General features: G+C 35.1%; 22 protein-coding genes and 3 tRNA genes. 10 read left to right on the top strand and 15 right to left on the bottom strand.

Annotated elements, in window-relative coordinates:
• Window positions 1-57: 57 nt before the first annotated feature.
• The 9 genes from BM305_RS07790 to BM305_RS07750 form a co-directional block, all read right to left on the bottom strand.
• On the bottom strand, window positions 58-630 hold the full coding sequence (locus BM305_RS07790; RefSeq protein ID WP_092560133.1) for a pentapeptide repeat-containing protein: 573 nt from the start codon (window positions 628-630) through the stop codon (window positions 58-60).
• Complete coding sequence (locus BM305_RS07785) at window positions 631-1,128, bottom strand: hypothetical protein (protein WP_092560132.1); 498 nt, start codon at window positions 1,126-1,128, stop codon at window positions 631-633.
• A gap of 47 nt (window positions 1,129-1,175) precedes the next feature.
• Complete coding sequence (locus tag BM305_RS07780) at window positions 1,176-1,610, bottom strand: VOC family protein (protein WP_092560131.1); 435 nt, start codon at window positions 1,608-1,610, stop codon at window positions 1,176-1,178.
• A gap of 45 nt (window positions 1,611-1,655) precedes the next feature.
• Complete coding sequence (locus tag BM305_RS07775) at window positions 1,656-3,062, bottom strand: hypothetical protein (RefSeq protein WP_092560130.1); 1,407 nt, start codon at window positions 3,060-3,062, stop codon at window positions 1,656-1,658.
• Entirely contained in the window at window positions 3,049-3,615 is a 567-nt protein-coding gene (locus BM305_RS07770) for an RNA polymerase sigma factor (protein ID WP_092560129.1), read from the bottom strand. Before BM305_RS07770 ends, BM305_RS07775 begins: the two co-directional genes overlap by 14 nt.
• A gap of 147 nt (window positions 3,616-3,762) precedes the next feature.
• Window positions 3,763-3,834 (bottom strand) — tRNA-Gly (locus BM305_RS07765).
• Between the two features lie 53 nt (window positions 3,835-3,887).
• Window positions 3,888-3,959, bottom strand: a tRNA-Gly gene (locus tag BM305_RS07760).
• Window positions 3,960-4,096: 137 nt separating this feature from the next.
• Window positions 4,097-4,882 carry a nitroreductase family protein gene (locus BM305_RS07755; protein ID WP_092560128.1) on the bottom strand — a complete coding sequence of 262 codons (786 nt, stop codon included), beginning with the start codon at window positions 4,880-4,882 and terminating at the stop codon, window positions 4,097-4,099.
• A gap of 118 nt (window positions 4,883-5,000) precedes the next feature.
• Window positions 5,001-5,843 (bottom strand): AraC family transcriptional regulator, encoded by an 843-nt coding sequence (locus tag BM305_RS07750; protein ID WP_092560127.1) that lies wholly within the window; start codon window positions 5,841-5,843, stop codon window positions 5,001-5,003.
• Between the two features lie 511 nt (window positions 5,844-6,354).
• On the opposite strand from BM305_RS07750, the gene BM305_RS07740 reads away from it, so the two are divergent.
• From BM305_RS07740 to BM305_RS07730, 3 genes are read left to right on the top strand one after another with little or no spacing between them, the layout of a single operon-like run.
• On the top strand, window positions 6,355-7,446 hold the full coding sequence (locus BM305_RS07740) for a GHKL domain-containing protein (RefSeq protein WP_177214619.1): 1,092 nt from the start codon (window positions 6,355-6,357) through the stop codon (window positions 7,444-7,446).
• A gap of 40 nt (window positions 7,447-7,486) precedes the next feature.
• A complete protein-coding gene (locus tag BM305_RS07735; protein WP_092560124.1) occupies window positions 7,487-8,209 on the top strand; it encodes a LytR/AlgR family response regulator transcription factor in 723 nt (240 codons plus the stop codon).
• Window positions 8,210-8,259: 50 nt separating this feature from the next.
• Window positions 8,260-8,400 carry a cyclic lactone autoinducer peptide gene (locus BM305_RS07730; RefSeq protein WP_092560123.1) on the top strand — a complete coding sequence of 47 codons (141 nt, stop codon included), beginning with the start codon at window positions 8,260-8,262 and terminating at the stop codon, window positions 8,398-8,400.
• A 55-nt stretch (window positions 8,401-8,455) separates the two neighbouring features.
• Here the strand turns inward: BM305_RS07730 and BM305_RS07725 are convergent, their stop codons facing one another.
• From BM305_RS07725 to BM305_RS07700, 6 genes are all read right to left on the bottom strand, one after another.
• Window positions 8,456-10,393: a diguanylate cyclase gene (locus tag BM305_RS07725; protein ID WP_092560122.1), complete on the bottom strand. Its 1,938-nt coding sequence runs from the start codon at window positions 10,391-10,393 to the stop codon at window positions 8,456-8,458.
• 177 nt (window positions 10,394-10,570) lie between these two features.
• Window positions 10,571-14,338 carry a phosphoribosylformylglycinamidine synthase gene (locus tag BM305_RS07720; protein WP_092560121.1) on the bottom strand — a complete coding sequence of 1,256 codons (3,768 nt, stop codon included), beginning with the start codon at window positions 14,336-14,338 and terminating at the stop codon, window positions 10,571-10,573.
• Window positions 14,339-14,559: 221 nt separating this feature from the next.
• On the bottom strand, window positions 14,560-15,738 hold the full coding sequence (locus BM305_RS07715) for a peptidyl-prolyl cis-trans isomerase (protein WP_092560120.1): 1,179 nt from the start codon (window positions 15,736-15,738) through the stop codon (window positions 14,560-14,562).
• A 33-nt stretch (window positions 15,739-15,771) separates the two neighbouring features.
• The gene (locus BM305_RS07710; protein ID WP_092560119.1) at window positions 15,772-16,851 is read right to left on the bottom strand and encodes a peptidylprolyl isomerase; all 1,080 of its coding nucleotides are present in this window, start codon (window positions 16,849-16,851) and stop codon (window positions 15,772-15,774) included.
• 17 nt (window positions 16,852-16,868) lie between these two features.
• Window positions 16,869-17,804, bottom strand: a complete 936-nt coding sequence (locus BM305_RS07705; protein WP_092560118.1) for a M14 family metallopeptidase — start codon at window positions 17,802-17,804, stop codon at window positions 16,869-16,871.
• Window positions 17,801-18,739, bottom strand: a complete 939-nt coding sequence (locus BM305_RS07700) for a M14 family metallopeptidase (protein ID WP_092560117.1) — start codon at window positions 18,737-18,739, stop codon at window positions 17,801-17,803. Before BM305_RS07700 ends, BM305_RS07705 begins: the two co-directional genes overlap by 4 nt.
• 183 nt (window positions 18,740-18,922) lie before the next feature.
• Between BM305_RS07700 and BM305_RS07695 the strand changes: the two genes are divergently transcribed.
• The 7 genes from BM305_RS07695 to BM305_RS07665 all read left to right on the top strand — a co-directional run bounded on the left by BM305_RS07695 (window position 18,923) and on the right by BM305_RS07665 (window position 25,878).
• Entirely contained in the window at window positions 18,923-19,855 is a 933-nt protein-coding gene (locus BM305_RS07695) for a LysR family transcriptional regulator (protein WP_092560116.1), read from the top strand.
• On the top strand, window positions 19,836-20,558 hold the full coding sequence (locus BM305_RS07690) for an AzlC family ABC transporter permease (RefSeq protein WP_092560115.1): 723 nt from the start codon (window positions 19,836-19,838) through the stop codon (window positions 20,556-20,558). The genes BM305_RS07695 and BM305_RS07690 overlap by 20 nt, the downstream gene beginning before the upstream one ends.
• Complete coding sequence (locus BM305_RS07685; RefSeq protein WP_092560114.1) at window positions 20,558-20,860, top strand: AzlD domain-containing protein; 303 nt, start codon at window positions 20,558-20,560, stop codon at window positions 20,858-20,860. The genes BM305_RS07690 and BM305_RS07685 overlap by 1 nt, the downstream gene beginning before the upstream one ends.
• A gap of 71 nt (window positions 20,861-20,931) precedes the next feature.
• Window positions 20,932-21,015 (top strand) — tRNA-Leu (locus BM305_RS07680).
• 220 nt (window positions 21,016-21,235) lie between these two features.
• Window positions 21,236-23,410 (top strand): glycosyltransferase, encoded by a 2,175-nt coding sequence (locus BM305_RS07675; RefSeq protein ID WP_177214618.1) that lies wholly within the window; start codon window positions 21,236-21,238, stop codon window positions 23,408-23,410.
• The gene (locus tag BM305_RS07670) at window positions 23,385-24,449 is read left to right on the top strand and encodes a hypothetical protein (RefSeq protein ID WP_092560112.1); all 1,065 of its coding nucleotides are present in this window, start codon (window positions 23,385-23,387) and stop codon (window positions 24,447-24,449) included. The genes BM305_RS07675 and BM305_RS07670 overlap by 26 nt, the downstream gene beginning before the upstream one ends.
• A 1-nt stretch (window position 24,450) precedes the next feature.
• Window positions 24,451-25,878, top strand: a complete 1,428-nt coding sequence (locus BM305_RS07665) for an MBOAT family O-acyltransferase (RefSeq protein ID WP_092560111.1) — start codon at window positions 24,451-24,453, stop codon at window positions 25,876-25,878.

Raw genomic sequence — 25,878 nt, 5'->3', positions numbered from 1 at the left:
AAATATCCAGTTATTCCTATAAGAAAAACGTAAAATGAATTTTACACATTTACAACATTACGCAAGTCTTATTCCTGCTGTCTCTAGTAAACTCACCGCTTCTGGCAATGAAAATCTAGCTTCTTTCATCATATTCTCTGATAATTGGATGGTGTAATGAACTGCCCCACGAAAATCGCACTTACTCAAATTATTTTTGATAAAGCGGGACTCCTTTAAGTCAGCATCTTTAAAATTTGATTCTTCCAGATTACATTGGTCAAAATTACATCCTTCTAATGTGCATCCTTGAAAATTACTTCTGACCATTTTAAATTGATAAAAATAATTATATCGCAAAACACATTTATTAAAATCCGAAAACGGAAGCAAATTACCCGATTGTAGTTCTTTCCAATCAATTCCAATTAGTATGCAATTGTGAAACTGACAATTTAACATTTCCGTATTACTAAAAGAAAAATTTCCAATTACACAATTATAAAATTCACAACCACGTATTCTCACATCTACTAATTTTACATCTAGAAAACTGCAATTATGAAAACTGCAATCCGTTATTGTAAGTTCTTCCATTTGTTTTTCCTCATAAGTTAACTTTTCATATCTCATTTCATCCAGACTTTTCACTTACTGCTCCTCCTTATTTTCCTTTTTAAATTGCTCTGCATGTGTTATTTTTAAAATTTTAGCTTCCAGCCTTTCATGTCCTTCTATTCCTTTTTCACTAAAAAAAGAAAATAGAAATGAAATAACGGAAAAGGGTAAAATGGGCATTAGTGAAATTAAAGCTATTTGTGAAAATGTGATTCCCTGCTCATTCACTTTAAAGGATAATACAAAAAAACTAAAGAGATAATAAACAATAATTGAAATAGGATCCGTTAATCCATAAAAATATACACACCCTATTTCTGTCCTCTTTTTTCCTCTTCTAATCACACCAAGAACCTTAATAAACGGATATATTCTTCTATTAACCTCTTCTCCGCTATAATATGTCATACTAAAAAAAGGGCCTTTCATCCACCCTACATACCGTTCCTCGACAAATCCTAATCTGCTGTCAAAAGATTCTTTTATCCGCTCTGAACATTCTTCTTTTTCAAGTGAACTTATATACTTCATATTCCCCCTCTTCTTTCTTTAAAAATTCCTAATAATATCACAGTAAATCACTTCTTATTCCAGTAGTCATAATCCTCTGGTGGACGGTGAGAAGCTGAAGATAAATACCACCATACACCAAATCTATCCACAACTGAAGCAGCACACGGGCTCCATGGCAGTTCTCCAATCGGCATATCAATCACTCCATCCTCTTTTAGCAACTCATAGGCTCGTTTTACTTCTTCCGGACTATCAAACTCATAACCTAACTGAACTAGACTCTCATCGTTATTCTCTTTAGCTGCTTCTACTACAGATAAAAAACATTCCCCATTTCTAAAAAGCTCCGAATGAAAAAAAGAACCATCAGGATTTTTCACATGATACCCTAATTCTAATCCAAATACCCGTTGATACAATTCAACAGCCTCTACACTACTTTTCACATAGACTCCTATACCAAATCCCATATTTTCTTCTGCTCCTTCTGATTTATTCATGTTTTAAAGTAATTTCATATTTCCCATTCTTCCTACCAAAAAAGATTATTCTGCTAATGAATAGAGATAAATATAACTTTCATTGGACACATTATTTTCTGCTTCTATCATTATATGATTAGCATCATTCCAGCTTATTGAAAATTCAGTTACACTATCATTGTTTTCTCGCTTCATCAGGTAAAATCTATCTGCATCAATATCAATAATACCTATCTGTTCGATTGTTTTATCCCCAAAAGAAGATACAAGTATTTTGTTGTTATCAGAATTTATCAAAAGACTTTCCGCCAAATCTTCTGTAATTCCTTCTACCGTCAACCTTGTTCCAGTAAATTCATCCACAAGATAAATGATACCTTTCTCTTCGACAAAATCATATCTGCCTCCCGAGAATCTAACTCGAAGGCTATTGTCTCCCTCCTCCTCGGAAATCCAGTATTCTGCACTGTTATAGATTTCTGTAACCGTATTCATGGAATAATCGTAGCAATAGTAATTAAACTTATCATTTGGAATGGATTCTAACAGCATGATTTTGTCATTAACTACTTTTGCTGATGAAACATGGGGAATACCTGTAAGTTCAGAAAAGGAAACTGCTCTTTTTCCATTTATGTCTATCAAATATGCCTCTGCTCTTTCTACTGTCTGCCCTAATGTTACAATATATATTCCGTTTCCAACATTACCCCATTGGCGAAGAACAGGATAGTTTTTTAGTTCTATTCCATTCACACTAATCCCTTGTAAAATGTCACTAACCTCGCCAGTATCCAAGTCATATATAGCCCAATATTCCCATTTATCCGATTGTGGGTTTTTATACAAGGTCAGCCAAACTTCGTTATTGTTGGATACTTCTAGCCCAAATATTGCTTCATTCCCATCATCCAGCATAAAACTGGTGTCTCTATTTTCCCTCAATAACAGGTTTCCGCGATACTTAATTCTGGTAAAATCAATTTCCCCTGTTATTCCTGTTAGTTTTACTTTATCTTTAATTTCCTCTGCTTCTACCGGAATAAATTCACTGTTTTCAGCAGCATAATACTTAATTGAGCCACTATCATCTGAATGAGTAAATAATGACCCAATTGTACTCATATAATTAGTTGACTTTAAATATTGAACCTCAAATACATCCTCTATTGAATCCACTGCATACAATGAAATAGGGGCTATGGATTCGGTTATTTTATTATTATCACTTTCAGTCTTAGGTACTACTTCTGTTTCTTTAATCTGAAACAATGAAATTACCCATTCACGAAACTCTGCACTTACTGTATATGTAATTGAAAACGTAGAAAATACTATAACTATTGCAACTGCCACACCTATCCACCATTGGTTAGTATTATTTTTTTCTTTGTTTTTTAATTCTATCACATCAACTATTAATTTGTCATCCATCTTTCCGATTGCTTCCCACAAATTATCTAGTTTCATTTCCATACCCCCTTTCTTTCAAGTAATTACACAATTTTTTCCCATCTCGTGATAGAATTGATTTCACCTTGCTTTTGCTGTATCCAAGCAGATTGGATATTTCTGTAATTGTATCAAAGAAAAAATATCGTCTTATAAAAATATTTCTCTTATCAATTGATAAATCGTTAAGAAATTCGTTAATTGTATCTATAAGTTCTTCCTCTTCTAATTTCATAGTCAGATTAACATTATGAATCAATACATTTTCTAACTCATCAATAGCTTTTAGTGCTTCTGAGTTTCTTTTTTGTGCATGACTATAATTCATTTTCTTTAGTGAGAGATTTCTCGATATTTTGCAAAGAAAAGCAGAAAAATACACTGGACGCGCCGTAGGAATTGCATTCCATACAGTGAAATAGGTTTCATTTACACATTCCTCAGCATCTTCATTATTATGTAAAATATTAAATGAAATTTTTGTACATAATCGTTCATACTTATTTTTTGTTTCCATTATGGCTTGTTCAGACCTATTCCAATATAATTCAATAATTTTATTATCTTCCATGATATTCACTCCTTTATTTATTAAGTACCGAATTGTTCTAATAAGGTCGCAGGAAGAAAAAATTTGTGTTCCACACACTCTTGAGGTTTTAATCAACTACAAAAATCCCCAGAAAACTTGATTATTCAAGATTACTGAGGAAAAATAAGCACGAGACGGGATTCGAACCCGCGACCCTCGCCTTGGCAAGGCGATGCTCCACCACTGAGCCACTCGTGCATATATTAAATTCACATTAAAACACTATGCAACCGCAAAACACAGATTACATAAGCACGAGACGGGATTCGAACCCGCGACCCTCGCCTTGGCAAGGCGATGCTCCACCACTGAGCCACTCGTGCATATATTGACAACTTCTTTTGCTGTTCCAATCAACTGGGAACGGTGTATAGTTTACAACAAAAAGAGAGCTTTGTCAATACATTTTCCAAAAAAATTTCAAAAAATCATGTACGTGTTATCAGGAAAACCTACTTCCCTACAATTCCAATTCCAATTGTTGAGAATCAACTAATACGGTTAACATATAAACATTATTCTTAAACTTCTTTTCAGCAATTGCTTCATTGGTTTTGACTGCCAAGTTCAGCCAAAGTTCTTCCCCTGCAACCATTAAATTGCCCAACGCAATTCCTACATCATAAGGGTACAAAGAATATCTTTTCAAAAACTTAACTTGTTCCTTTTTACAAAACAAATGAATCCTATTTTTAGACACAACAAAACGCCAAGGCTGACTGTTATATCCAGAGGGAGCCAGTCTGGCAGCCTCCAGCAGCCGCTCCATATTTTCATTGCCCTTCTCTTTAAAAACAGCAATTTCTTCTATTGCTGCTCTTTTTGACTTGCTGCTGTCCCTGTATGGAGTGCCAATTGCTTTTCCAAAAGCCAGCACATATGCAGTCTGGGTATCACTCAGCTTAAACTCTTTCTTCAAATTATGCAGCCCCACAAAACAGCTCCCCAACTCCTTCGTATACATATAGAGTGACACCTGCTCCATAATATATCCAGCATTTACAGCACTTGTATCATCTTTATCTGTAATTAATACAAAATAATAAGGAGCCTTCACGGAATAATGTCCCACATGACCACAGTTTTGATAGGTTGAAATAATTTCAAAAGAAACTTTACAGGTATCGGATATTACCGAAATGTGACTGGAAAAATTCAGTATCTGAGCCAGTAAGGCATCACTTAGCTGTTCCATCTTATAGTTGCGAACAGATTTTCTCATAAAAATAGCATCATATAGATTCATGTCTTTCACCCTGCTTACATAGAACTTATTGTACTTTCTCTCTACTAGTGTAACACAATGTGCTATATTTTAATGCACAATTTAATTCTTTTTCCATTATTTTTTTTGTTGATAATTCCTATGCCAGATTCTTTTTATAATTGAGAGGTGATACACCATAATATTTTTTGAATAATTTACTAAAATGATAGACATCTTCATAGCCTACACGATTTGCAATTTCTTTAATACTTCCATTCGCTGATTCTTCCAGTATTTCCTTCGCTCTCTCTAACCGGATTTTAATCACATAATTTATTGGAGACTCTCCTGTCTCCTCCTTAAATATCTTTGAAATATAAACTGGACTCAAATACATATTGTGTGCAATCTGGTCCAAAGAAATTTTGCATGCATAATTTTCATTTAAATAGCTTACAATTTTTTTCACAACGTATTGACGGCTGTAGGATTCAAAATTGCAGGCTTTCTGCCTTTCATGCTGTGGTTCCATCTGCCTGAGAATTAACAGCAGTACCTGCATAAGCTGTGCCTTCAACATAAAATACCTTCCCAGTTCTGCCCCCTGTTGTTCTGCCACCATCTGATAGCATAATTTTGAAATCTCCTGCCTGGTATCCCCCTGGGTACGCAGCACATGAGTGCCATCCTTTAAAATAATTGTATTAGGTGGCATATTCTTAAATTGAAATTCAGTAAAACCTGTTACAAACTCAACTGTGGGTTCTTCAGGATTCACTTCGATATTCTGATGCCTTTCCCCTGGATTACACAAAACAATGTCTCCTGCTGTTACTTCATATACTACACCTTCTACCAGATATTTTCCTTTTCCAGACAGAATGAATGCAATTTCTGCAAAATCATGGCTATGGTACTTTCCTTCTTTAAGAACCCTTGATTTGCATGCGAAAAAAATAGTTGGATTAAAATCATTGTCAGTTATATCATACTTATCCATTTTACCACCTCTAACAATCTATTCAAAATCATTTTAACCCATTTAATTTGGAAATACAATGCGAATATTTTAAATTCATTTTTCGACAATAATGCATTACTTTTTAAACTTCTATTAAATAAAATAAAAGTTTTGAAATCAAAAATTTCAAATATTAAAATTCTCACGTTTTCTGTCATTTTAGAAAGACATCATTTCGTTGAATTATGGATTTTCCTGTGTTAATATCAGTTTTAGATAAAAAACAAAAGTAAATGGAAAGAGGGTATTTTGTATTATGTGTTTAGCAACCTATATTTTAGCCGCAGCCGGATATAGTATTGAACCTTTTTTATGGATTAGTACTCTCTTAAAACTTTGTACCCCCCGGTTTCAACGCAAGAGGAGCTATGTGTATGCTGGTATTCACATTTACATATTAATTCTAATAAAACAATATACACTTTTTTATTTTAAATGTGGCATGTTCAATGTAATTTATCCATTGCTCCTGTTAATTTACATGATAATAATGTCAAAATATTTATTTGAAAACACATTAGCTGAAAGAATTTTATGTATTGGTTTGCTGTTCATTGTATCAATTATAACAGACGCTTTAGCAGTTGCTCTTTGGATTACAATCTTTCATACGCCAGTTAACACGTTTTCCACGTTCAAACTGCAACACGTTATAATTACCTTTATTGCACGCTTTATGGCAGCCTTGATTTATCTAATCTTTTTCAAAAAAATTACATGCAGACTTGCTTCTAACTTTATTCAATGCAATGAAATTATCTTTTTAGTAATTTCAAATATTTTTATGGCAATCCCACTGCTTGTTATTTTTTACGACACAAAATTAATACATAATAACACGGTTGTACTATTTTTTATTGTAATGGGACAGGTTACCATCAGTTCTATTACTACAATATACATAATCATATTACTTTATCGGAAACGAATGTCTGATTTTAAAAACCAGCTCAAGCTACAACAGTTAGAATCTGCATTACAGGCCAATTCCGATATAAAAGAATTAATACAAAAGCTGCGAAGGCTCCGTCACGATATGCGTTCCCATTTTGGAATGATTAAATCACTTTATACCTCAGGGCAATTTCATTCCTTAGAAAAATACATAGATGACGTATTTGAAGATATTACGATTGCTAATGACATATATACTCTGGGCAATACCCAGATAACGATTATTCTTTTTCACTACCAGCGGCTGGCAAATGAAAAAAATATTATTTTTTCTTCCAGAGTATTTGCAGAGGAGCTTCCTCTATCAGAAAAGGACATTACCTCTTTGCTTACCAATATATTGTCGAATGCTATAGAAGCTGCTGAAAAAGTTCCAGAAGACAAAAAAAGCATTGATCTTTTTATTGAAAAAAGGGAAAACTACTATTTTCTAAAATGTGAAAATACACTGGCCACTCTTCCAAAAACCAAACATGGCAGATTTCTGACAAGCAAAGAGCAAGATACTAAAAGACATGGTATGGGTATTGAAATTATTGAAGGTATTATTAAAAAATATAGCGGGAGAATTCTGATAGATTTTAATGAGCATATTTTCAGTATAACGGTTCATATTCCGTGTAAATAATTCATTTATTTGGAGGTGACAGGGCTTTTGCCTTTAGAACATGAGTATACATATTTTAATTTGTGATGATGATCCATTAAGTCTGAAAATCAATCACACTTATATTAACCATTTAAGCCATTGTTTTAAACTAGATGCTTCTATTCATTGTTTCAGCAGCATTCAGGAGAAATTCAGAACTTTTTTACAGCAGGAGAAAATAAATATTGCTTTTTTAGATATTGATATGAAAGAAACAAATGGAATTGTTTTAGCACAGGAAATTATGATTAAGAATCCATGGGCAATTATTATTTTTATTACTAGTCATCCTGAATATGCCCTGGATGCATTTAATATTATGGCATTCGGATACATACAAAAACCTATTGAACAGGAACATCTAAAAAAATTATTTTTAAGGGCTATCATTCACGCACAAAGTATAAAAAACAAATCGTCTGAGGCAACACTAGATTTTGCTTATAACAAACGAAGTATCAGCATCAAACAGACAAGCATTAAATACATTGAGAAAATTCAGCAGAAAATCCGAATTGTTACTACTGACGATGATTATGAAATTTACGATACCATTACCGCTTTAGAACAACGCCTAATTTACTTATTTGCCAAAATAGATCAAGGTACTCTTATTAATATGAATTATATTCTGACTCTTGATAGTAACATAATTCGATTAAAAACAGGGGAAATATTTCGTATTGCCCGCACACAGAAGAAAAAATTCAAAGAAATCTACAGCAACTTTCCACGTTTCTAAGCTGGCTAATCATTTAACATAAATTAATCCATTTGAAAGGAGTGATTATTATGAAAAAAGGAACTCATGTATTACAAAAAGCAATTGGCACATTTAGCGAATCTGTTGTGAAAGGTAACGTGAATTCTGCATGCATTTGGTGGCTGCATCAGCCAAAGCTGCCTAGAGGCTGCGAAAAGTTTAAGAAATAGCTGCTTCTTATTTTTAGAGCCTGTCTGGTACAGACAGGCTCTAACTAATTTCATACTACTCTTGATACGTGATTCTGTTCTTACCGTTTTTCTTAGAAAAATACAATCTTCTATCCGCATCTTCCAAAATATCATAACGTTCTTCACTGGTTCCTGCAATTCCTACGCTGATTGTAACCAGAATGTCCTCATCCCACTGCCTGTTTTCAATATAATTCCTTAACTCCTCGGCCATTCTCACAACTTCTTCTTCACCTAGATACTTAATCAGAACTACAAACTCTTCTCCACCATATCGAAATATCTCTCCATAAATGCCTATCATACTTTTTGCAGCTTTTACTATTTCCTTTAAAACTTTATCGCCAAATACATGGCCAAATGTGTCATTTAGAATTTTAAAGTTATCAATGTCAAACATGATTAAATAAAAATTCTGCTTACGGCTCATATATTCTCGATACTTTTTATTAAAATGCCCTCTATTAAAGCTCTTAGTCAATCCATCTAGCTTATTCAAATTTTCAAGACTTCGGAGCTTCATATAAAAAATAACCACGAGTACTATAAAAACCATAACTGCAATTAATGCTATACTATATTTTTTAATCCTCTCACTGCTTAACTTATAGATAGTAACCTCTTTGTCATACTTCTCCTTAGCATACTGAGAAATAGACTCATTCATGGTACGTAGCTCTTCATCATAAACGGACTCTAATATGCTGGAAAAATTATCTGCAAGCTTTGTTTGTCCTGACTTCCGATATAATTCTGCCATCTTTTTAAGTATACATTTTTTATATATATAATTGTAAGTCTGATTAGATAAATCTAAGGCTTTCACATAATCAGTAACTGCTACCTGGTAGTTTTCATCATTCATATTATAATCTGCCAATGTAATATAATATAACAACTTACTGTCAGTGGACATCTCCATGTTCTGACTGCCAATAATGGTTTCAGCATTCTCAAGCTGCACCTTTGCAGAATCTACATCTTTGTTCACCAAATAGTAACCTGCAACACAAATGCTGTTAAAGAAATCAAGGCTTTTCACTTTTTCTTCTGATAAATAAGAATATGTTTTTTCAATACGTTTACGTACGCTGAAGATTGTATTATAATTTCCAGAACAATAACTCACCTGATATAATTTTATGAGAGCGTATGTTTTAAGATTAGCATTTTCAACATTATCCGTTATTTCAACTTTAAGACTGTCCTCTAAATACTTCTGGGCACTTTGCAAATCTCCCATATAAAAATAAGTTACACCTAAATCCGCAGTTGCTCTGGCCAAAAAATACTGTTCTCTTATTTTTTTACTTTCCGATACAACAGAATAATTCTTCTCCAGCGCTAATGCATAATTTGTATTGTACATACTAAAATTTGCTATACAAGATTCAATATTAATAATAGTAATTGGATCTAACCAGTTTTTTGACTGTAGAATTGTATTGAGAATTTTTAATGCGCTTGTCCTCCCCTTTTCTATTTCCTCAAAGGTATTCAGATAACACATAATAATATCAATTTCTTCGTTCCATTCCTGTGGTGTCAGCTCATCCATTATAATTGATAAATAGCTTACCCCATCTTCTATTCTGTCCTCACTTTTCAAAATACTGTTTATGTAATATCCAGTTCCTACTTTAACAAATGTATTTGTGTCGTTTTTCTGCACTGTCATAGCAGAAATGAACTCTTCCAATGATGTATTATAATTCTGAAGCACATATTGATGAAAACCCAACACAAAATGTTCTTCAGACGTCAGTTCTTTCCCTATCTGCCTTTTCTCGTTAATACGATTAATTTCATCTTCTAAATCATATTTATCACATGGCTTTGATTCTAAGCAATATCTTTCTATTTGCTCAATCAGCTGATTCTTTTCTTTTTCTGAATAACCTGAAATAACCGCCAAAATTGCAGCAATGACTACTAAAACCACAACACATGCAATAGATATCTTTTTCTTCAACCTTTTCCCCCCTTAAAAAATAGTATCAAATTAACTCTAATACATATAGTTTCTGTTGTCAATTATTAAATATTAAATGATTAATTTTACATACACAATATGTCATTTTTCTACACAAAAAAAGCCACTACTCACCTGTATTTTACCAGATTATAGTGGCTTTTTCAATTTACCTACTTATCCTTTGAAATATTTTACACCTGCTTCAAAAATCATTTGATTCTGCTCTCCATATATGTTGATTGCGACTCCATCTCCTCTTCGCTCAGAATGTGCCATTTTACCTAAAACACGTCCATCTGGACTGGTAATACCCTCAATGGCAAGATAAGAACCATTTGGATTAAAGTCTTCATCCATTGTAGGATTTCCATTTACATCCACATATTGAGTTGCAATTTGTCCGTTTTCAGCTAACGTTTTCAGCCACTGTTCATTTGCTACAAATCTTCCTTCCCCATGGGATGCTGGAATTGCATAAACACCACCAAGCTTTGCTAGTTGTAACCATGGTGATTGATTTGTAACAACCTTTGTAAAAACAGATTTTGAAATATGACGGCCAATGCTGTTTGTAGTCAAAGTAGGTGAGTCTTCACTGATATCAGTAATTTCCCCATATGGCACTAGACCCAGCTTAATCAGAGCCTGAAATCCATTACAAATACCAAGCACCAAGCCATCCCTCTGCTTAATCAAATCGTTGGCTGCCTGACTTATTTTTGCATTTCTAAAAATAGAGGCAATAAACTTGGCAGAACCATCTGGCTCGTCACCAGCACTAAAGCCACCAGGGAACATTAAAATCTGTGCTTCCTTAATTGCTCGTTCAAATGCATTTACCGAGTCCGTAATATTCTGGGCTGTCATATTTTTGAATACTACTGTTTCAACCTCTGCACCTGCTGCTTCAAAAGCCTTTGCTGTATCATACTCGCAATTAGTGCCTGGGAAAACAGGGATAAATACTTTTGGCTTCGCTACTCTATTTTTTGCTATATATACTGTTTTTGCATCAAACAGATTTTCACTTACTTCCACCTGCTCAACATCTGATTTAGTAGGAAATACTTTTTCCAGTGTGTTGGTCCATGATGCAAGTGCTTCCTCCATTGTAATTTCTACAGTTCCAAAAACAAATTTTGGTTCATCCAGTATTTCAGCAACTTTTTTATAACTAATTTTCATTGCATCAAGCTTCTCTATGTCACGTTCTGATATTTCAGCAACTATACTGCCGTATAGAGGTTGGAAAAGAAATGGTTTTTCAACTGAATCACAAACCGATAATCCAAGCTTATTACCAAATGCCATTTTACTGACTGCTTCTATTATCCCACCATTCTCAACTGCATAGGCTGAAACAAATACTTTTTCTCGAATTAATTCCAGTATTTTTGTGTATAGCTCCATTACTGCCGCATAGTCTGGCAGATCGTAAGCATCCTTTTCTATATCCATAAATACTACCACATTGCCTGGATTTTTGAACTCAGGAGTTATCATGTCCTGTACCTTAGCTACATCAACTGCAAAGGAACATAATGTTGGTGGAACATCAATATCGTTAAAGGTTCCTGACATACTATCCTTTCCACCGATAGATGGCAGGCCCAATTTCATCTGGGCATCGTAAGCACCTAATAAAGCTGCCATTGGTTCACCCCAGCGTTTTGCATCGTTTCCAAGACGTCTGAAGTACTCTTGAAAAGTAAACCGGATTTTTCTAAAATCACCACCGGAAGCCACAATTTTTGCCACTGAAGAAATCACCGCATATGCAGAACCATGATATGGACTCCAGCTTGATAAATATGGGTCAAACCCATAACTCATCATAGTTACTGTATCACATTTTCCAGACAATACAGGCAGCTTGGCAACCATGGACTGAATTGGCGTCAACTGATACTTTCCACCGTATGGCATAGCTACAGTTGCTGCTCCAATGGAACTGTCAAACATTTCAACTAGCCCTTTTTGAGAACATACATTTAAATCGCTTAGTGTTTCCATCCATACAGTTTTCAAATCACTTACATCTCTTTGCTTTGTAAAATAGTTATCTTCTTGTGACGGCATTGTAATTGTAACATCTGTTTCCTGATGAGCACCGTTGGTATCAAGAAATGCTCTGGAAATATTCACAATTTCTTTTCCTCTCCACTCAAGTACTAATCTTGGTGACTCTGTTACAACGGCAACGCAGACAGCTTCCAGATTTTCTTCTTCTGCATAAGCAAGCAGTTTATCTACATCCTTAGGATCTACTACAATTGCCATTCTTTCTTGTGATTCAGAAATAGCAAGTTCTGTGCCATCTAGACCTGCATATTTCTTAGGTACCTTGTCCAGATTAATACGAAGTCCAGGAGCCAGTTCTCCGATTGCAACGGAAACACCGCCTGCACCAAAATCATTACATTTTTTTATAATAGAGCTTACTTCAGCTCTCCTGAATAAACGCTGTATTTTACGTTCAGTTGGTGCATTTCCTTTTTGCACTTCTGCACCACAGGTATGAATGGATTCTGTTGTATGGGACTTGGAGGAACCTGTTGCACCACCACAGCCATCACGTCCCGTTCTTCCACCTAACAAAATGATAATGTCATCTGGATCTGAGTTTTCACGAATTACATTATTACGTGGAGCCGCTCCCATTACAGCACCGATTTCCATTCTCTTTGCCACATAATTTGGATGATATACTTCCTGCACAAGACCTGTTGCTAACCCTATCTGATTGCCATAGGAGCTATATCCACTTGCTGCTCCTTTTACAATTTTTTTCTGAGGAAGTTTACCCTCTAAGGTTTCCTTTAATGACTTTGTAGGATCCGCCGCACCAGTAACACGCATAGCTTGATAAACATAGCCTCTACCCGATAAAGGATCTCTGATAGCACCTCCAAGACAAGTTGCTGCACCACCAAAAGGTTCAATTTCTGTAGGATGATTATGGGTTTCATTTTTGAAAAATACTAGCCATTCTTCTGTATTTCCATCAATTTCTACTGGAACAACAATGGAACAGGCATTAATCTCATCAGACTCTTCCATATCATCTAACTTTCCATCTTTTTTCAATTTACGCATTGCCATAAGGGCAATGTCCATCAAAGAAATAAATTTATCTTTCCGTCCCTTAAATATCTCTTCTCTTACTGATAAATAGTCTTCATATGACTTCTCAATCGGTGCCCTATAATATCCATCCTCAAACTTTACATTTTTTAATTCAGTCAAAAATGTAGTATGACGGCAGTGATCTGACCAATAAGTATCTAATACACGGATTTCTGTCATAGAAGGATCTCTTTTTTCTTCGTTTTGAAAATAATTCTGAATATGAAGGAAATCCTGAAATGTCATGGCAAGGTTTAAAGAATCATATAAGTCTTTTAATGAATCCTTGTCCATACTGGAAAATCCATCAAACAAAATTACATCTGCTGGTTCTTCAAATATCTGCACCAGTGTATCTGGTTTGTCTTCGTCCGCTTCTCTGGAATCTACTGGATTGATGCAGTAGCTCTTAATTCTTTGCAACTCTTCATTTGATATTTCACCAGATAATACATAAGTTGTAGCAGAACGGATAATTGGTTCCTCTTTTTCATTTAACAACTTTACACATTGTTCTGCCGAATCTGCTCTCTGGTCAAACTGACCTGGCAGGTATTCTACTGAAAATGTTTTACACCCTTGCTCCATTTCAAATGTTTCTTCAAATAATATGTCAACAGGAGGCTCTGAAAACACAATTCCCAAAGCCTTTTGATAGGTTTCCCCGCTCAAATTTTCAATATCATAACGAACTAATACTCTGACGTTTTGTAAAGCCTTTAACCCTAAATATGATTTAATTTCACTCTTTAACTCTTTCGCCCGGACAGCATATGCAGGTTTTTTTTCTACATAAATTCTTCTTACGTTACTCATAAAAGCTCCTTTCCAAAACACATATAAATCAATTTGTTACCATCTTATCATATTTTCTTTTATAATTAAAATAAATTAATATTATTTATTATATAAGCACTTCTAATAATCCTTCCCCAAAAAGTACAAAAGGAAACAGAGCATACTGACTTATCTGCTCCGTTTCCCTTATTTTATACAACTATTCTTATTGGTATACACTACCCTGGAATTCTAACCTATTATTCCAAAACGGTATCACCTAGCACGATTTCATTCCAGTTCTTATCAACTGCTGAAAAATCATAGTTTGCAGCTATTTCAACAAACTTAGTTTCATATTGTGAATTTTCTTCTTCTGCAATGGCATCTTCTACTGTCTGGTTATAAGTTTCATCTGAATTATTATTTATCATTTTTACGATGTAATATCCGTTGCTGTCTTCCAGAACCTGTGAAATCTCATTGTTGCTCATTGCCATAATTTTTGTCTTTACTTCATCCTCAAAGGTAGTACTGGAAGGTGTAATATTTCCCTCCTCCTGGAAGCTAATATTTGAAGTTTCCGTTTCTTCAGTAGCAGTTGTTTCTTCTGTGGCTGCTGCTTCTGTGGCTGCTGTCCCTTCCTCTGTTTCAGTACTTGGAAGTAATGCTGCAAAATCTTCTGTTTTGGACTTTTCAAGTAATGCATTCATTTCCTCTAATAATTTAGCCTTCTCATCATCTGATAAAGCCACACTATTTCCTTCTTCATCGTAAGTTGTTTTAGAAGTATAATAGTATTGAAAATCATATTGTCTGTAGTCTTCATAATTAAACGTATCTTTAATTGCCTGATCATCAATATCAAAGCTGTCAATCATATCTTGCTTATAACGGTCTGCAACTGCTTTCTTTTCAAGAACACTTGTTAATTTTTTCTTGCTTAACCCTGGAAGTGATTTTTGCTTTGTGGTTAAATTTTTTAATACTTCCTCTGCTGTCTCGGATGCGGTTGTTTTATCTTCCTCTGTCAGAGCATATCCAGCGTTAATTGCTTCCTTATAAAGAATTGCATATTCTTTTACCGTTGTATACACCTCTTGCTTTGCTGCCTCACGGTTTGTTGTTCCACTGTCACTTGTGCTGTCCCAGTACCCTGTTCCTGTATATGCCAAATACATCTGGTCATAAGCATCATAAGTTACTTCTTTGTCATAAATATAGTACATCGCATCACTTAAGTAAATGTTTTCCCCATCCAATTTAAATAACAAAGTTGGTTTTAACTGGTCATACGCTACACCCACCAGCATGGCCAAAACTAAAACTGCACATATAGCTATTGCCACAATTTTTCCTGTGCTGGTCTTTTCAACCGGCATATTTTTCTTCTTTACCTCTTTTTTATTACCCTTCAGAGTAGTTTTACTACTGTTCATGAATTAATCTCTCCATTTCTTTTTCATTGTGTTTTATTTACTACTGTCCTTTACAACAGCATCTCCAACCGTTATATCTTCCCAGACACTGGTTTCTTCTGTCACCTTTGTCTTTTCCTTTAGCTGGCTGTAATATTCATCAAATAACTTATATTTTTGCTGGTTAACCGCGCTTGCTTTGGCCTTCTCATAGCTTTCCGTACTGCTGTTGCTTAAAACCCGTAAAAGATATATACCTTCCGATGTTTCAATTATATCACTAACCTGTCCGGTTTTCAGAGACACAGCAGCCTCCTGAATATTAGCATCACACGCTTCATCACCCTTTACAAAGCTATACTCTTCTACCTCCAGCAGCGCTTCCTGATCCTCCAGCAGTTCACTGAAATTTTCAGAATATTGAGCGGCTTGCTTCTTTTCCTCCAATTCATTCAAGGACATTTCTAAAATTTCTGCACTCTTTTCTTCCTTTGTGCCATCCTCATGATATTGATATTTTGAAAAGCCTATTGTTTCAATGTCATATTGTAAATAGTCTGACTCATTCATTCCTTCCGTAATAGAAGCCTCATCTACTGAAAAACCATCCAGAACTGAATCAAAATACTGATCAATGATAGCTTTTTTTATTTTAAATTCAATCAATCTTTTTTCTGTCAAACCAGTGGTTTTTCGTTCCTCCTCCGACATACTTTCCATTTCTTCTTTTGCCTGAGCTGTTATTTCCTCTTCTACTTCTTCCGTAATGGTCTCCTCTTGTTTTACAGCCTCTTGGAATAAAACAGACTCCCTAATGATTTCATCATAAACCTCCTGCTTGACTGTCTCACTCATTGTCATGCCTGCCTCACCCTCACTGTTCCAGAAGTCTTCCTCATAATTTCCTTCATAGTAAGATTGATAAAAATCAATTTCTTTTTCTGCTTCCCATACCTGATACATTACTTCATCAAGATAAATTTTTTCTTCTCCTACTGTAAATACAAGAATATCCTGATTCTTTGCTGTCTTTTTACAACTGGCAAATACAACCAGGCCAAGTGTCATCACTAAAATATAACATAAATACTTTTTTATAATGTTAACATGCTCCTTTCTATCTGGTTTTACCATATTCTTCCTTGTTTCAGCTATACGTGCATTCGCCGAATCAGCTGATATATCATACCATTTTGTATAACAAGGGGCTTAGTATGCGTAAAAAATATAATTCCATCACTAGGTGATAAAATCTGAGAAATCGTCTCTCCTTCCATGGGATCGATAACCTCTGCAATCACTTCTCCAAATCTCACTTCATCCCCAGGATTTTTCAGACGCCTGTAAATGCCTGAAACATCTGCACGGATTGGCAGCAATGTGTCCTCATCTATAGTAGAAGAAATATATCCGCTGTGACAGTTATATTTGATAATTCCCATTCTGGTTAAAAATCGGAGTACTGATGATACTGCCTGATTGGCAGAAACTTCATCAATGGTGTCCGTAGCACTGGTATATACAGAAAATGCATTGGCTCCAGACATCTGCCAGTTATAATTCAATGTCCCATAGTCAAATGCTTCTGGCTTTCTAAGCATAACAAACGGTAGCCCAAATAAATTGGCAAGACTTGTGTTTTGCACACCCGTATCCATCAGTCTTACATGGGGAATAAAATCTCCTGGCGTATGAAAACTTGCAAATTGAATACCGTAACTATACCCTTTTACCTTTTCAAATATACCCGCAGCAATTCTCTCTGTTGTTTCCCCATCTATTTTACCAGGAAATTTCTTATTAATATCTGAATTATCCATTGCCCAGAATCTCTTTTCTATATTCATTGAAAAATGGTTAATGGAAGGTATGACCATAATCTCATTTTTAGATAAAATAGCACCTGTACGCTCCAGTATTGTCAATGTCTTAATCAATTGAGAACAGACATAGAGCTGCTGGATTTCATTTCCTCTTGTTGGGCCAACAATACAAGCGGATTTTTCACCTCTTCCAAAGGTATATCCATAAATAGTTAAGTCCTCCCGATAAGGAGCCTTTAAGGAGTAGATAACCTCTTTTATCATGATTCTACACCTCCTAGTATTCTGGCTATCAGAGAGCCTTCATAAACTACAGGATACTCTCTTAGGGAAAATACCATTCCGCTGCAAGGTGCTAATATCTTATGTTTAATTTCTCCTGTTATTGGTTCAATGATACTTCCAACCGCATCCCCTTTCCGAATGCCGTTCCAGTGTTCAATATCTGGTACAAAAATTCCTGAAGCCTCAGCATGTACTAATTCTACTTCACCATCTGTAGAAACAATAGGCTTCCGGACCTGGTTCACTTCACCGCTCCAGATTCCTGCCTTCTTCATCAGTGAAAAAAGTCCGTCTACAATTTGTTCCCCGTAGCTTTTCGTCAACCGCATGCCAACTCCCATTTCTATCGCCAGAGTTGGAACTCCATGCTGGTTCAAGGTATGTGTCAATGTTGCCTGTAAAACTGTTGGTGATTCATATGCCCATATAAAGTCTACATTCAGCTCCATGGCATAGTCAAATAACTGTTCAATATTTTCATTACTAATTCTTACCTGTGGTATCTCGCGGATAAATATATCACTAGCGTGTATGTCAATACAAATATCAGCTCCGAGTACATCATCTATTACTTTATCTGCAATGTTTTCAACCATATCTCCATCTGCACTTCCAGGAAAACACCGATTCATGTCCAGATCAAATGTTGGTACTCCTCTTGTAATCGCCTCTAATCCCAGTGGATTGATGCAAGGATAAATATCAACAATTCCTGTTAAGCAGGATATCTGTTCTTGTATACGTCGAATTAACTCATAACAAACATATTGCCCTTCTAATTCATCTCCATGAATTCCAGTAACAATACATATCCTCTTTTCGTTTCCCCTTATCTTTTCTGGTTTTAAAGTACGCTTCTTGATATTCAGCACTTCCCCCACAGGTAAGCCTACAGAAACAACTGTTTTAATCACGTTTCCATCTTCCTTTCAAATAAGCGTATTACTGTCCTATTATACTCCCATGGCTACTAACTGTCAAACAATGTAATGATACAAAAAAAAAGTGTTTAATTTGTGTTTTCTAACGTTGTATTCTAAATATTTGTGTGCTATGATATCTATTAATTAGTAAAACTTATAAATGGAGGCGTAAGCATGGATATTAATTATGAATTATATAAGGTCTTTTTTCATGTGGCAAAAACACTTAGTTTCTCGGATGCTTCGAAGGAATTGTATATTTCTCAATCAGCTGTAAGCCAGTCCATAAAAACACTTGAAAAAAGGTTAAATCAAACTTTATTTATCCGCAGTACCAAAAGAGTAAAGCTGACAAAGGAAGGGGAATTGCTGTTTAAACACATTGAGCCTGCCATTCATTTAATTATCCGTGGGGAAAATCAAATCATAGAAGGTCATTCCCTAAGTGGCGGACAATTGCGAATTGGTGCCAGTGATACCATTTGCCGCTATTACTTAGTTCCGTTTTTAAAAACTTTCCACAACCGTTATCCCAATGTTCATATTAAAATTATAAATGGAACCTCATTAAAGTGTGTGGAATTATTAGAAACCAACCAGGTAGATTTAATTGTTACAAACTCCCCTAATATGCGTTTAAACAGCATTCAGCACACTCGTGTAATTGCTGAATTCTCAGATGTATTTGTAGTGAATAAAGCACTCTTTCCTGATATAGAGCAAACCGTATCCCTACAGATACTTCAAACCTATCCTATCCTTATGTTGGATAAACAGTCTGCAACCAGTCAGTACCTTCACCATATTTTTTTGCAGCACCAGTTAGATCTTGTTCCTGCTATCGAGCTGAGCAGTAATGATTTATTAATTGATCTTGCAAAAATCGGATTAGGTATCGCTTTTGTACCGGACTTTTGTGTACAATCCAATCATACCGATCTGACCATTTTAGAAACAAAGGAAAAGCTCCCAAAACGTAAACTGGTAGCTGCCTATAGTGAGCATATTCCATTATCCGTTGCTACTTCTTATTTTCTGGAATCGTTAAGTAGAAATATACAAAAAAATCATTTATCGGAGAATTATCATGAAACAGAATCATTTTAAATATGGATTCCGCAGAGGAATTCCTATTGCTTTGGGGTATATACCGGTCTCCTTTACCTTTGGTCTGATGGCAGTAAACGGGGGACTTCCTGTGTGGCTTGCCATTTTTATTTCTGCAACAAATTTGACAAGTGCAGGCCAGTTTGCTGGAACAAACTTAATTTTTGCCAGTGCAGGTTATTTTGAAATTGCACTAACAACTTTTATTATTAATATCCGCTATATGCTTATGTCACTATCTCTTTCGCAGAAAATCGACGGCTCTGTTACACTGTTGAAAAGATTATTTATTGGTTTTGGTGTGACAGATGAAATATTTTCTGTTGCATCCATGGAAACTGGCAAACTATCTGCCTCCTATATGTTTGGACTTATATCAGGACCCTTTGCGGGGTGGACTCTTGGTACCGCAGCTGGTGCTCTTATCTGTTCTGCATTACCAGAAGCTTTAAGCAACGCAATGGGTATTGCCTTATACGGTATGTTTATTGCTATCATTATCCCGCCTGCCAGAAAATCAAAATCCGTACTTTGTATTGTTTTGTTTGCAATCGTAATAAACTGCCTATTAAAATATGCACCTATTTTCAGCTTTATTTCAGCAGGCTTTCGGGTTATTATTTCCACAATTACAGCCGCTGGAGTTGGTGCGGTTCTGTTCCCAATGAAAGAAGAATCTGATGCAAAGGAGGTCGCAAAGTAATGACAAAAGCTTTTATTGCTGTTATTTTAATGGCGCTTGTTACGTATATTCCCAGGGTACTTCCCCTAGCCGTATTCCGCAAAGAGATACGTTCACCCTACATAAAAACTTTCTTATATTATGTTCCTTATGCGGTTCTTGGTGCCCTTACCTTTCCTGACATCTTTTCCTCCACAGGAAATCTGTATCCTGCGATTTGCGGAACAGGTATTGCTCTATTGCTTGCCTATTTTGAAAGAAGCCTGGTTGTGGTAGCATTGGGTGCTATTTTAACTGTTTTTTTAACTAGTTTTTTATTTTAAATCTTTTCTCTAACAAAAGCGAAAAAAGACTTGACATTTGACAAAAAAAATACTATTATATTTGAGTAATTGCAGTCGTGGCGGAATTGGCATACGCGCATGATTCAGGTTCATGTCCGGGCAACTGGGTGTGGGTTCAAGTCCCATCGACTGCATTTTTTTATTATCGTTCTTTCTATATTCATATTTTATAATCTTTTTGTAATACTAGCAATGATACACTTACTATTTTGGGGGTGATAAGAATTGCTAAAGTCTAGAATCCTTTTTTTATCCGCTTTTTTTACTTCCATTGTTTATTTTTCGTGGCGAACTTTTTTTACTTTACCTATAGATGAAAGCATTGGTGAATTAGTCTGTGGTTTTCTATTACTATTGGCTGAGCTGGTAGGTTTTATTGAAGCTTTGAATCAGTACCAAAGCCGCTTAGATTTTAATGAACCAGCTAAACCTGATGTGGAGTTAGACCGTTATCCTCATGTGGATGTATTAATTGCAACCTATAACGAAGATATGGAGTTACTGCGAAAAACCATTAATGGATGCAAAAACATGGACTATCCCGACAAAAACAAGGTTCATATCTATTTATGTGATGATAAAAACCGCTGGCAAATCCGCAGCCTTGCAAAAGAAATGCAGATTGGATATATTACCCGGAAAGAGCCTGTTGACGCAAAAGCAGGGAATTATAATAATGCACTGCTATTTACGGATTCTCCGTTAATTGCAACTTTTGATGCCGACATGATTCCGATGCACGATTTTCTCATGGCGTTAGTTCCCTTTTTCTTTCTGGAGGAAACCATTCATAAAAAAATTGGTTTTATTCAAAGTCCACAGAGTTTTTACAATTTAGATTTATTTCAATATAATCTTTTTTCAGAAACAACGGTTCCCAATGAACAAGATTTTTTCTTTCGTCACGTACAGTTAATAAGAAACAAAAATAATTCGGCTATTTATACAGGTTCTAATACCATCTTATCCAGGGAAGCATTGGAAAAGGCTGGAGGCTTTTATACAAAAGTGATTACTGAGGATTTAGCTACTGGATTGGCAATTCAAAGTGCTGGTTTTCAGTGTTATGCTACTGCCTCTGTACATGCAAATGGTCTGGCACCAACTGATCTGGACAATTTATTTAAGCAGCGGGAGCGCTGGGCACGTGGCTGTATCCAGACCTTTCGTAAAATGAAGGTGTTCCGCAGAAAGGGACTTTCTCTTTCTCAAAAGCACAGTTATTTTATGGCTCTTGTTTACTGGTATACTCCTATGAGAAGATTCATTTTTATAATGGCTCCTATTCTTTATGTGCTTTTTCATGTAACACTTTTAAAAGCTAGTTTTGGGGAAATCCTACTTATCTGGCTGCCCTATGCTTTACTATATAATAAGGCACTTTCTTCCTTAACAGGCCGTATTCGGATCTCCCGGTTAAGTAATATATATGATACTATTTTATTCCCTCATCTATTGTTTACCATAATGTTGGAGACACTGGGGATTGAAAAACGTAGTTTCCACGTCACTGGCAAAGACAAGGTTAGTGTTTCCTTATCTTATAAAATAAGAACTATTATACCTCATTTATTGCTCATTGTATTATCCTCTGCGTCTATTATTATGTGCCTTTATCACTGGCTCTTATCAGGAAGCAGTAAGTTTATGTTTATTCTCTTCTGGCTGCTTGTCAATTTGTATAACTTGCTGATGGCAGTATTTTTTGTTTTGGGACGCAAATCGTACCGGACTAGTGAACGGATTAAAGTAATTCTACCCCTTACCATTAAATATAACAAGGAAATCTTGACCACCTCTACTTTTGATTTATCTGAGGGTGGTATTTCTGTATTGTTCGATTTTCCTGTGTATATACCAGTTGACCAAAATCTCGATATTACAATTCAGAATGAAGACAGCCGGTATTGCTGTTCTTTATCGGGTAAAATTGTTCACATTACCGAACTAAAAAGTAAATGGAATTATGCTATCTCTTTTACTTCTGTCTCTAGTGAAAACCTGCTTATTTTATATCATATATTATATGACCGAATTCCCGTTCATCCAAAAAAAGTAGCATCACAAAGCAGTTTTTACGATGATTTTACTAGAAACCTTCACAGCAGAGGTCAAAAAAATATTTTTTCTACCCGTAAGCTTCCTAGAATTTCTTTACAAACTGTATTATTTACAACGGAAGGAAAACCTGTAACCCTTATAAATTTTAATTATGAATTTGCATTTTTTAAGCTGACGCAGGTAAAACTGTATACTATGACAGTTGTGATCGATCAAGAACAAAACTTAGTTATGGAATGCATACTTAACGATGATAAAAAAGCTGGGTGCTTATATAAGATTTTAAATTCGGAGACTCTTGCAAAAAATCCTCTATTTCTTAATTATCTGAATGTCTGGATGCAGGAGTATCAAGCGAACAAAAAAACATTATCTATGCCGCAAAAATATAGTACACCAAGGGACGAGTTTACCGACATGGATTTTATAAAGGATGATTATGTTGAAATGGACTCTTCAAAAATATAAATACCTTCTTTTTCTGACCGCTTATTATTTATGGTCTCCAGCCATTTTACTTTTTGCAGCAGAAGACATGTATTTTCAAAATAGTGAACTGTGGAAAAGCGATTCTGCGGATGCAAAATTCCGCTCCACTACCCCAGACAAAATTAAACTTACGTTTAAAATCCAAGGAGACCCAGATGATTATTATGGGTTTGGTTTTTATAATATTTTGGGAGATAAAAATCTTAGTCATTACCAGGGAATATGGGTTTCGATTCAGTGTACTGTAAACCAGCCTATCTCCTTTACCTTTACACTGACCGATGATAAGAAGCACTCCCTTTCTTATCAAAAGCAATATACCATTATGCAGACTAAAGAGGATGCTTTGACAGCAGTTCAAATCAATTATGGCACCATTCCTCTTAGCACCTATCAGAAAGTTACTTTCTTTATTCCTTTTCAGGGAAATAGTGTGCTGAACTCTGTTCTTGACTATAGTCATATTACCACTTTTGGCTTTTCATTTTCAGGGAAAGGAAAAACAAGGGGCAACGTTGTTCTTAGTAATGTGCGATTGGTATCTGAAAAGGAAAGTTTCCATTACTTTTCATATACAGGTAGTAAAATTATAGGGGATTCTGTTGTTTATATTTCAACGTATGACTCTATTTCTGTGACTTATCAAATAGAATCAGACCATGCTTTTCGCTTTTTAAATCCTAACGTGGATGGGATCACTCTTACAGCAGATGGCACTTTGACTGTTTCTCCCCTAGTCCGGGCACAGACATTATTTTTGCAGGCATCTTCTGAGGATGGCATCTTCCTTGAATATCCTGTGGAATTACTGGAATCCTGGACTCAGTATACGAAAAACGCCCCAAAGATACCTAGTTCAATACAAGCTTCTGGCGCAATCAGAGATTACGTTCTTTTTCAAAACAGAAAACTTATTTATTATATAAGAATTTGTATCCTTTGTATTTTTACTGCTCTTTCAGGGTTCTATTTCTACTATAGAAAGAAGTACAAACAACTCAAAGAGGAGGATACTTGATATGATTTTTTCCAGTATTTTGTTTTTGTTTTATTTTCTTCCTTTAGTAATTTCAGGATACTATTTGCTTTGCTTTTCAAGAAAATTGCAAAACTATTTTCTTTTTTTTGCAAGTATTTTCTTTTATGCATGGGGTAATATAAAGTCTACCTTTATTTTATTATTTTCTATTCTGATAAATTATATTTTTGGACTGATGGTTACTTACTGCAAATCGAAAAAGCATCTGCTTCGATATCTGCTCACGTTAATGTGTGCCACAAATCTGGGTATTCTTTTCATATATAAATATTCTGGTTTTGTTGTAAGAAACATTAATGATTTTACGCAGAAAAACTATATTGTGCCTCAACTGGCACTTCCTCTTGGAATCTCATTTTTTACTTTTCAAGCAATTTCCTATGTAATTGATGTCTCCAGAGGCACTGCAAGAGTTCAAAAAAATCCCTTTTATCTGGGACTTTATATTGCTTTATTTCCCCAATTAATTGCTGGTCCTATCGTGAAATATGCTGCAATTGAAAAACAAATTTTATTTAGAAAAAATACTTTAAGAAAATTTTCTGTAGGCTGTTGCAGATTTCTCACAGGCCTTGGCAAAAAAATTATTATTGCCAATACGATGGCAATTGTTGCAGATAAAATTTATCAGCTAATTCCCCTTTACACCATTTCAGTTTCTCTCGCCTGGCTTGGTTCTATTGCATATTCCTTACAGATTTTTTTTGATTTTTCAGCATATTCTGACATGGCAATAGGATTAGGACTGATTTTTGGATTTGAATTTGATGAAAACTTCAATTATCCTTATATGTCAGCTTCTGTTACTGAATTCTGGCGGAGATGGCATATCTCATTAACAACATGGTTTAAAGATTATGTTTATTTTCCACTTGGCGGCTCCAGGGTAAAAAACAACGATATTATGGTACGCAATATGTTAATTGTCTGGCTTTTAACTGGTATCTGGCATGGGGCAGAATGGACCTTTCTTTTCTGGGGTCTTTATCATTTTTTTATTATTTTATTGGAAAAGGTATTTCGTAATCCACACAAAAAAAACCACTCCATTGTAAATCATATCTATACTTTACTTATGATTAACTGGGGCTGGGTACTATTTCGTTCTTCTAATTTGTCAATTGCCTTATCGCTTTTTCAAACTATGTTTGGCATAAAGTACAAAGGTATTTTTTGTGATTATACAATTCTGTTTTTAAAGGAATATGGCATTTTTTTAATATTTGGAATTATATTTTCTACTCCAGTTGCGAAGCGCTGTAACCGGCTTCTTGTAGAAAATAGGTTTGGGATTGCAGGCTTTTTTATGAATGTTTCCTATCTGTTCTGCATCATTTGCATTTTCTTTGTCTGTGTCACCTATTTGGTTAAAGGCAGCTATAATCCATTTATTTATTTTAATTTTTAA

This window comes from Anaeromicropila populeti, from assembly GCF_900112775.1.
Classification (GTDB): domain Bacteria; phylum Bacillota; class Clostridia; order Lachnospirales; family Lachnospiraceae; genus Anaeromicropila_A; species Anaeromicropila_A populeti.
This window is presented reverse-complemented; position numbering and strand designations above follow the sequence as displayed.

Bases quoted from the DNA above. Each gene is read 5' to 3' on its own strand.
- BM305_RS07785 (WP_092560132.1), bottom strand. From the start codon at position 1,128: ATGAAGTATATAAGTTCACTTGAAAAAGAAGAATGTTCAGAGCGGATA.
- BM305_RS07780 (WP_092560131.1), bottom strand. From the start codon at position 1,610: ATGAATAAATCAGAAGGAGCAGAAGAAAATATGGGATTTGGTATAGGA.
- BM305_RS07740 (WP_177214619.1), top strand. From the start codon at position 6,355: ATGTCAAAATATTTATTTGAAAACACATTAGCTGAAAGAATTTTATGT.
- BM305_RS07685 (WP_092560114.1), top strand. From the start codon at position 20,558: ATGACAAAAGCTTTTATTGCTGTTATTTTAATGGCGCTTGTTACGTAT.
- BM305_RS07690 (WP_092560115.1), top strand. From the start codon at position 19,836: ATGAAACAGAATCATTTTAAATATGGATTCCGCAGAGGAATTCCTATT.
- BM305_RS07735 (WP_092560124.1), top strand. From the start codon at position 7,487: ATGAGTATACATATTTTAATTTGTGATGATGATCCATTAAGTCTGAAA.
- BM305_RS07730 (WP_092560123.1), top strand. From the start codon at position 8,260: ATGAAAAAAGGAACTCATGTATTACAAAAAGCAATTGGCACATTTAGC.
- BM305_RS07710 (WP_092560119.1), bottom strand. From the start codon at position 16,851: ATGGTAAAACCAGATAGAAAGGAGCATGTTAACATTATAAAAAAGTAT.
- BM305_RS07695 (WP_092560116.1), top strand. From the start codon at position 18,923: ATGGATATTAATTATGAATTATATAAGGTCTTTTTTCATGTGGCAAAA.
- BM305_RS07705 (WP_092560118.1), bottom strand. From the start codon at position 17,804: ATGATAAAAGAGGTTATCTACTCCTTAAAGGCTCCTTATCGGGAGGAC.
- BM305_RS07665 (WP_092560111.1), top strand. From the start codon at position 24,451: ATGATTTTTTCCAGTATTTTGTTTTTGTTTTATTTTCTTCCTTTAGTA.
- BM305_RS07770 (WP_092560129.1), bottom strand. From the start codon at position 3,615: ATGGAAGATAATAAAATTATTGAATTATATTGGAATAGGTCTGAACAA.
- BM305_RS07755 (WP_092560128.1), bottom strand. From the start codon at position 4,882: ATGAATCTATATGATGCTATTTTTATGAGAAAATCTGTTCGCAACTAT.
- BM305_RS07775 (WP_092560130.1), bottom strand. From the start codon at position 3,062: ATGAAACTAGATAATTTGTGGGAAGCAATCGGAAAGATGGATGACAAA.
- BM305_RS07720 (WP_092560121.1), bottom strand. From the start codon at position 14,338: ATGAGTAACGTAAGAAGAATTTATGTAGAAAAAAAACCTGCATATGCT.
- BM305_RS07750 (WP_092560127.1), bottom strand. From the start codon at position 5,843: ATGGATAAGTATGATATAACTGACAATGATTTTAATCCAACTATTTTT.
- BM305_RS07715 (WP_092560120.1), bottom strand. From the start codon at position 15,738: ATGAACAGTAGTAAAACTACTCTGAAGGGTAATAAAAAAGAGGTAAAG.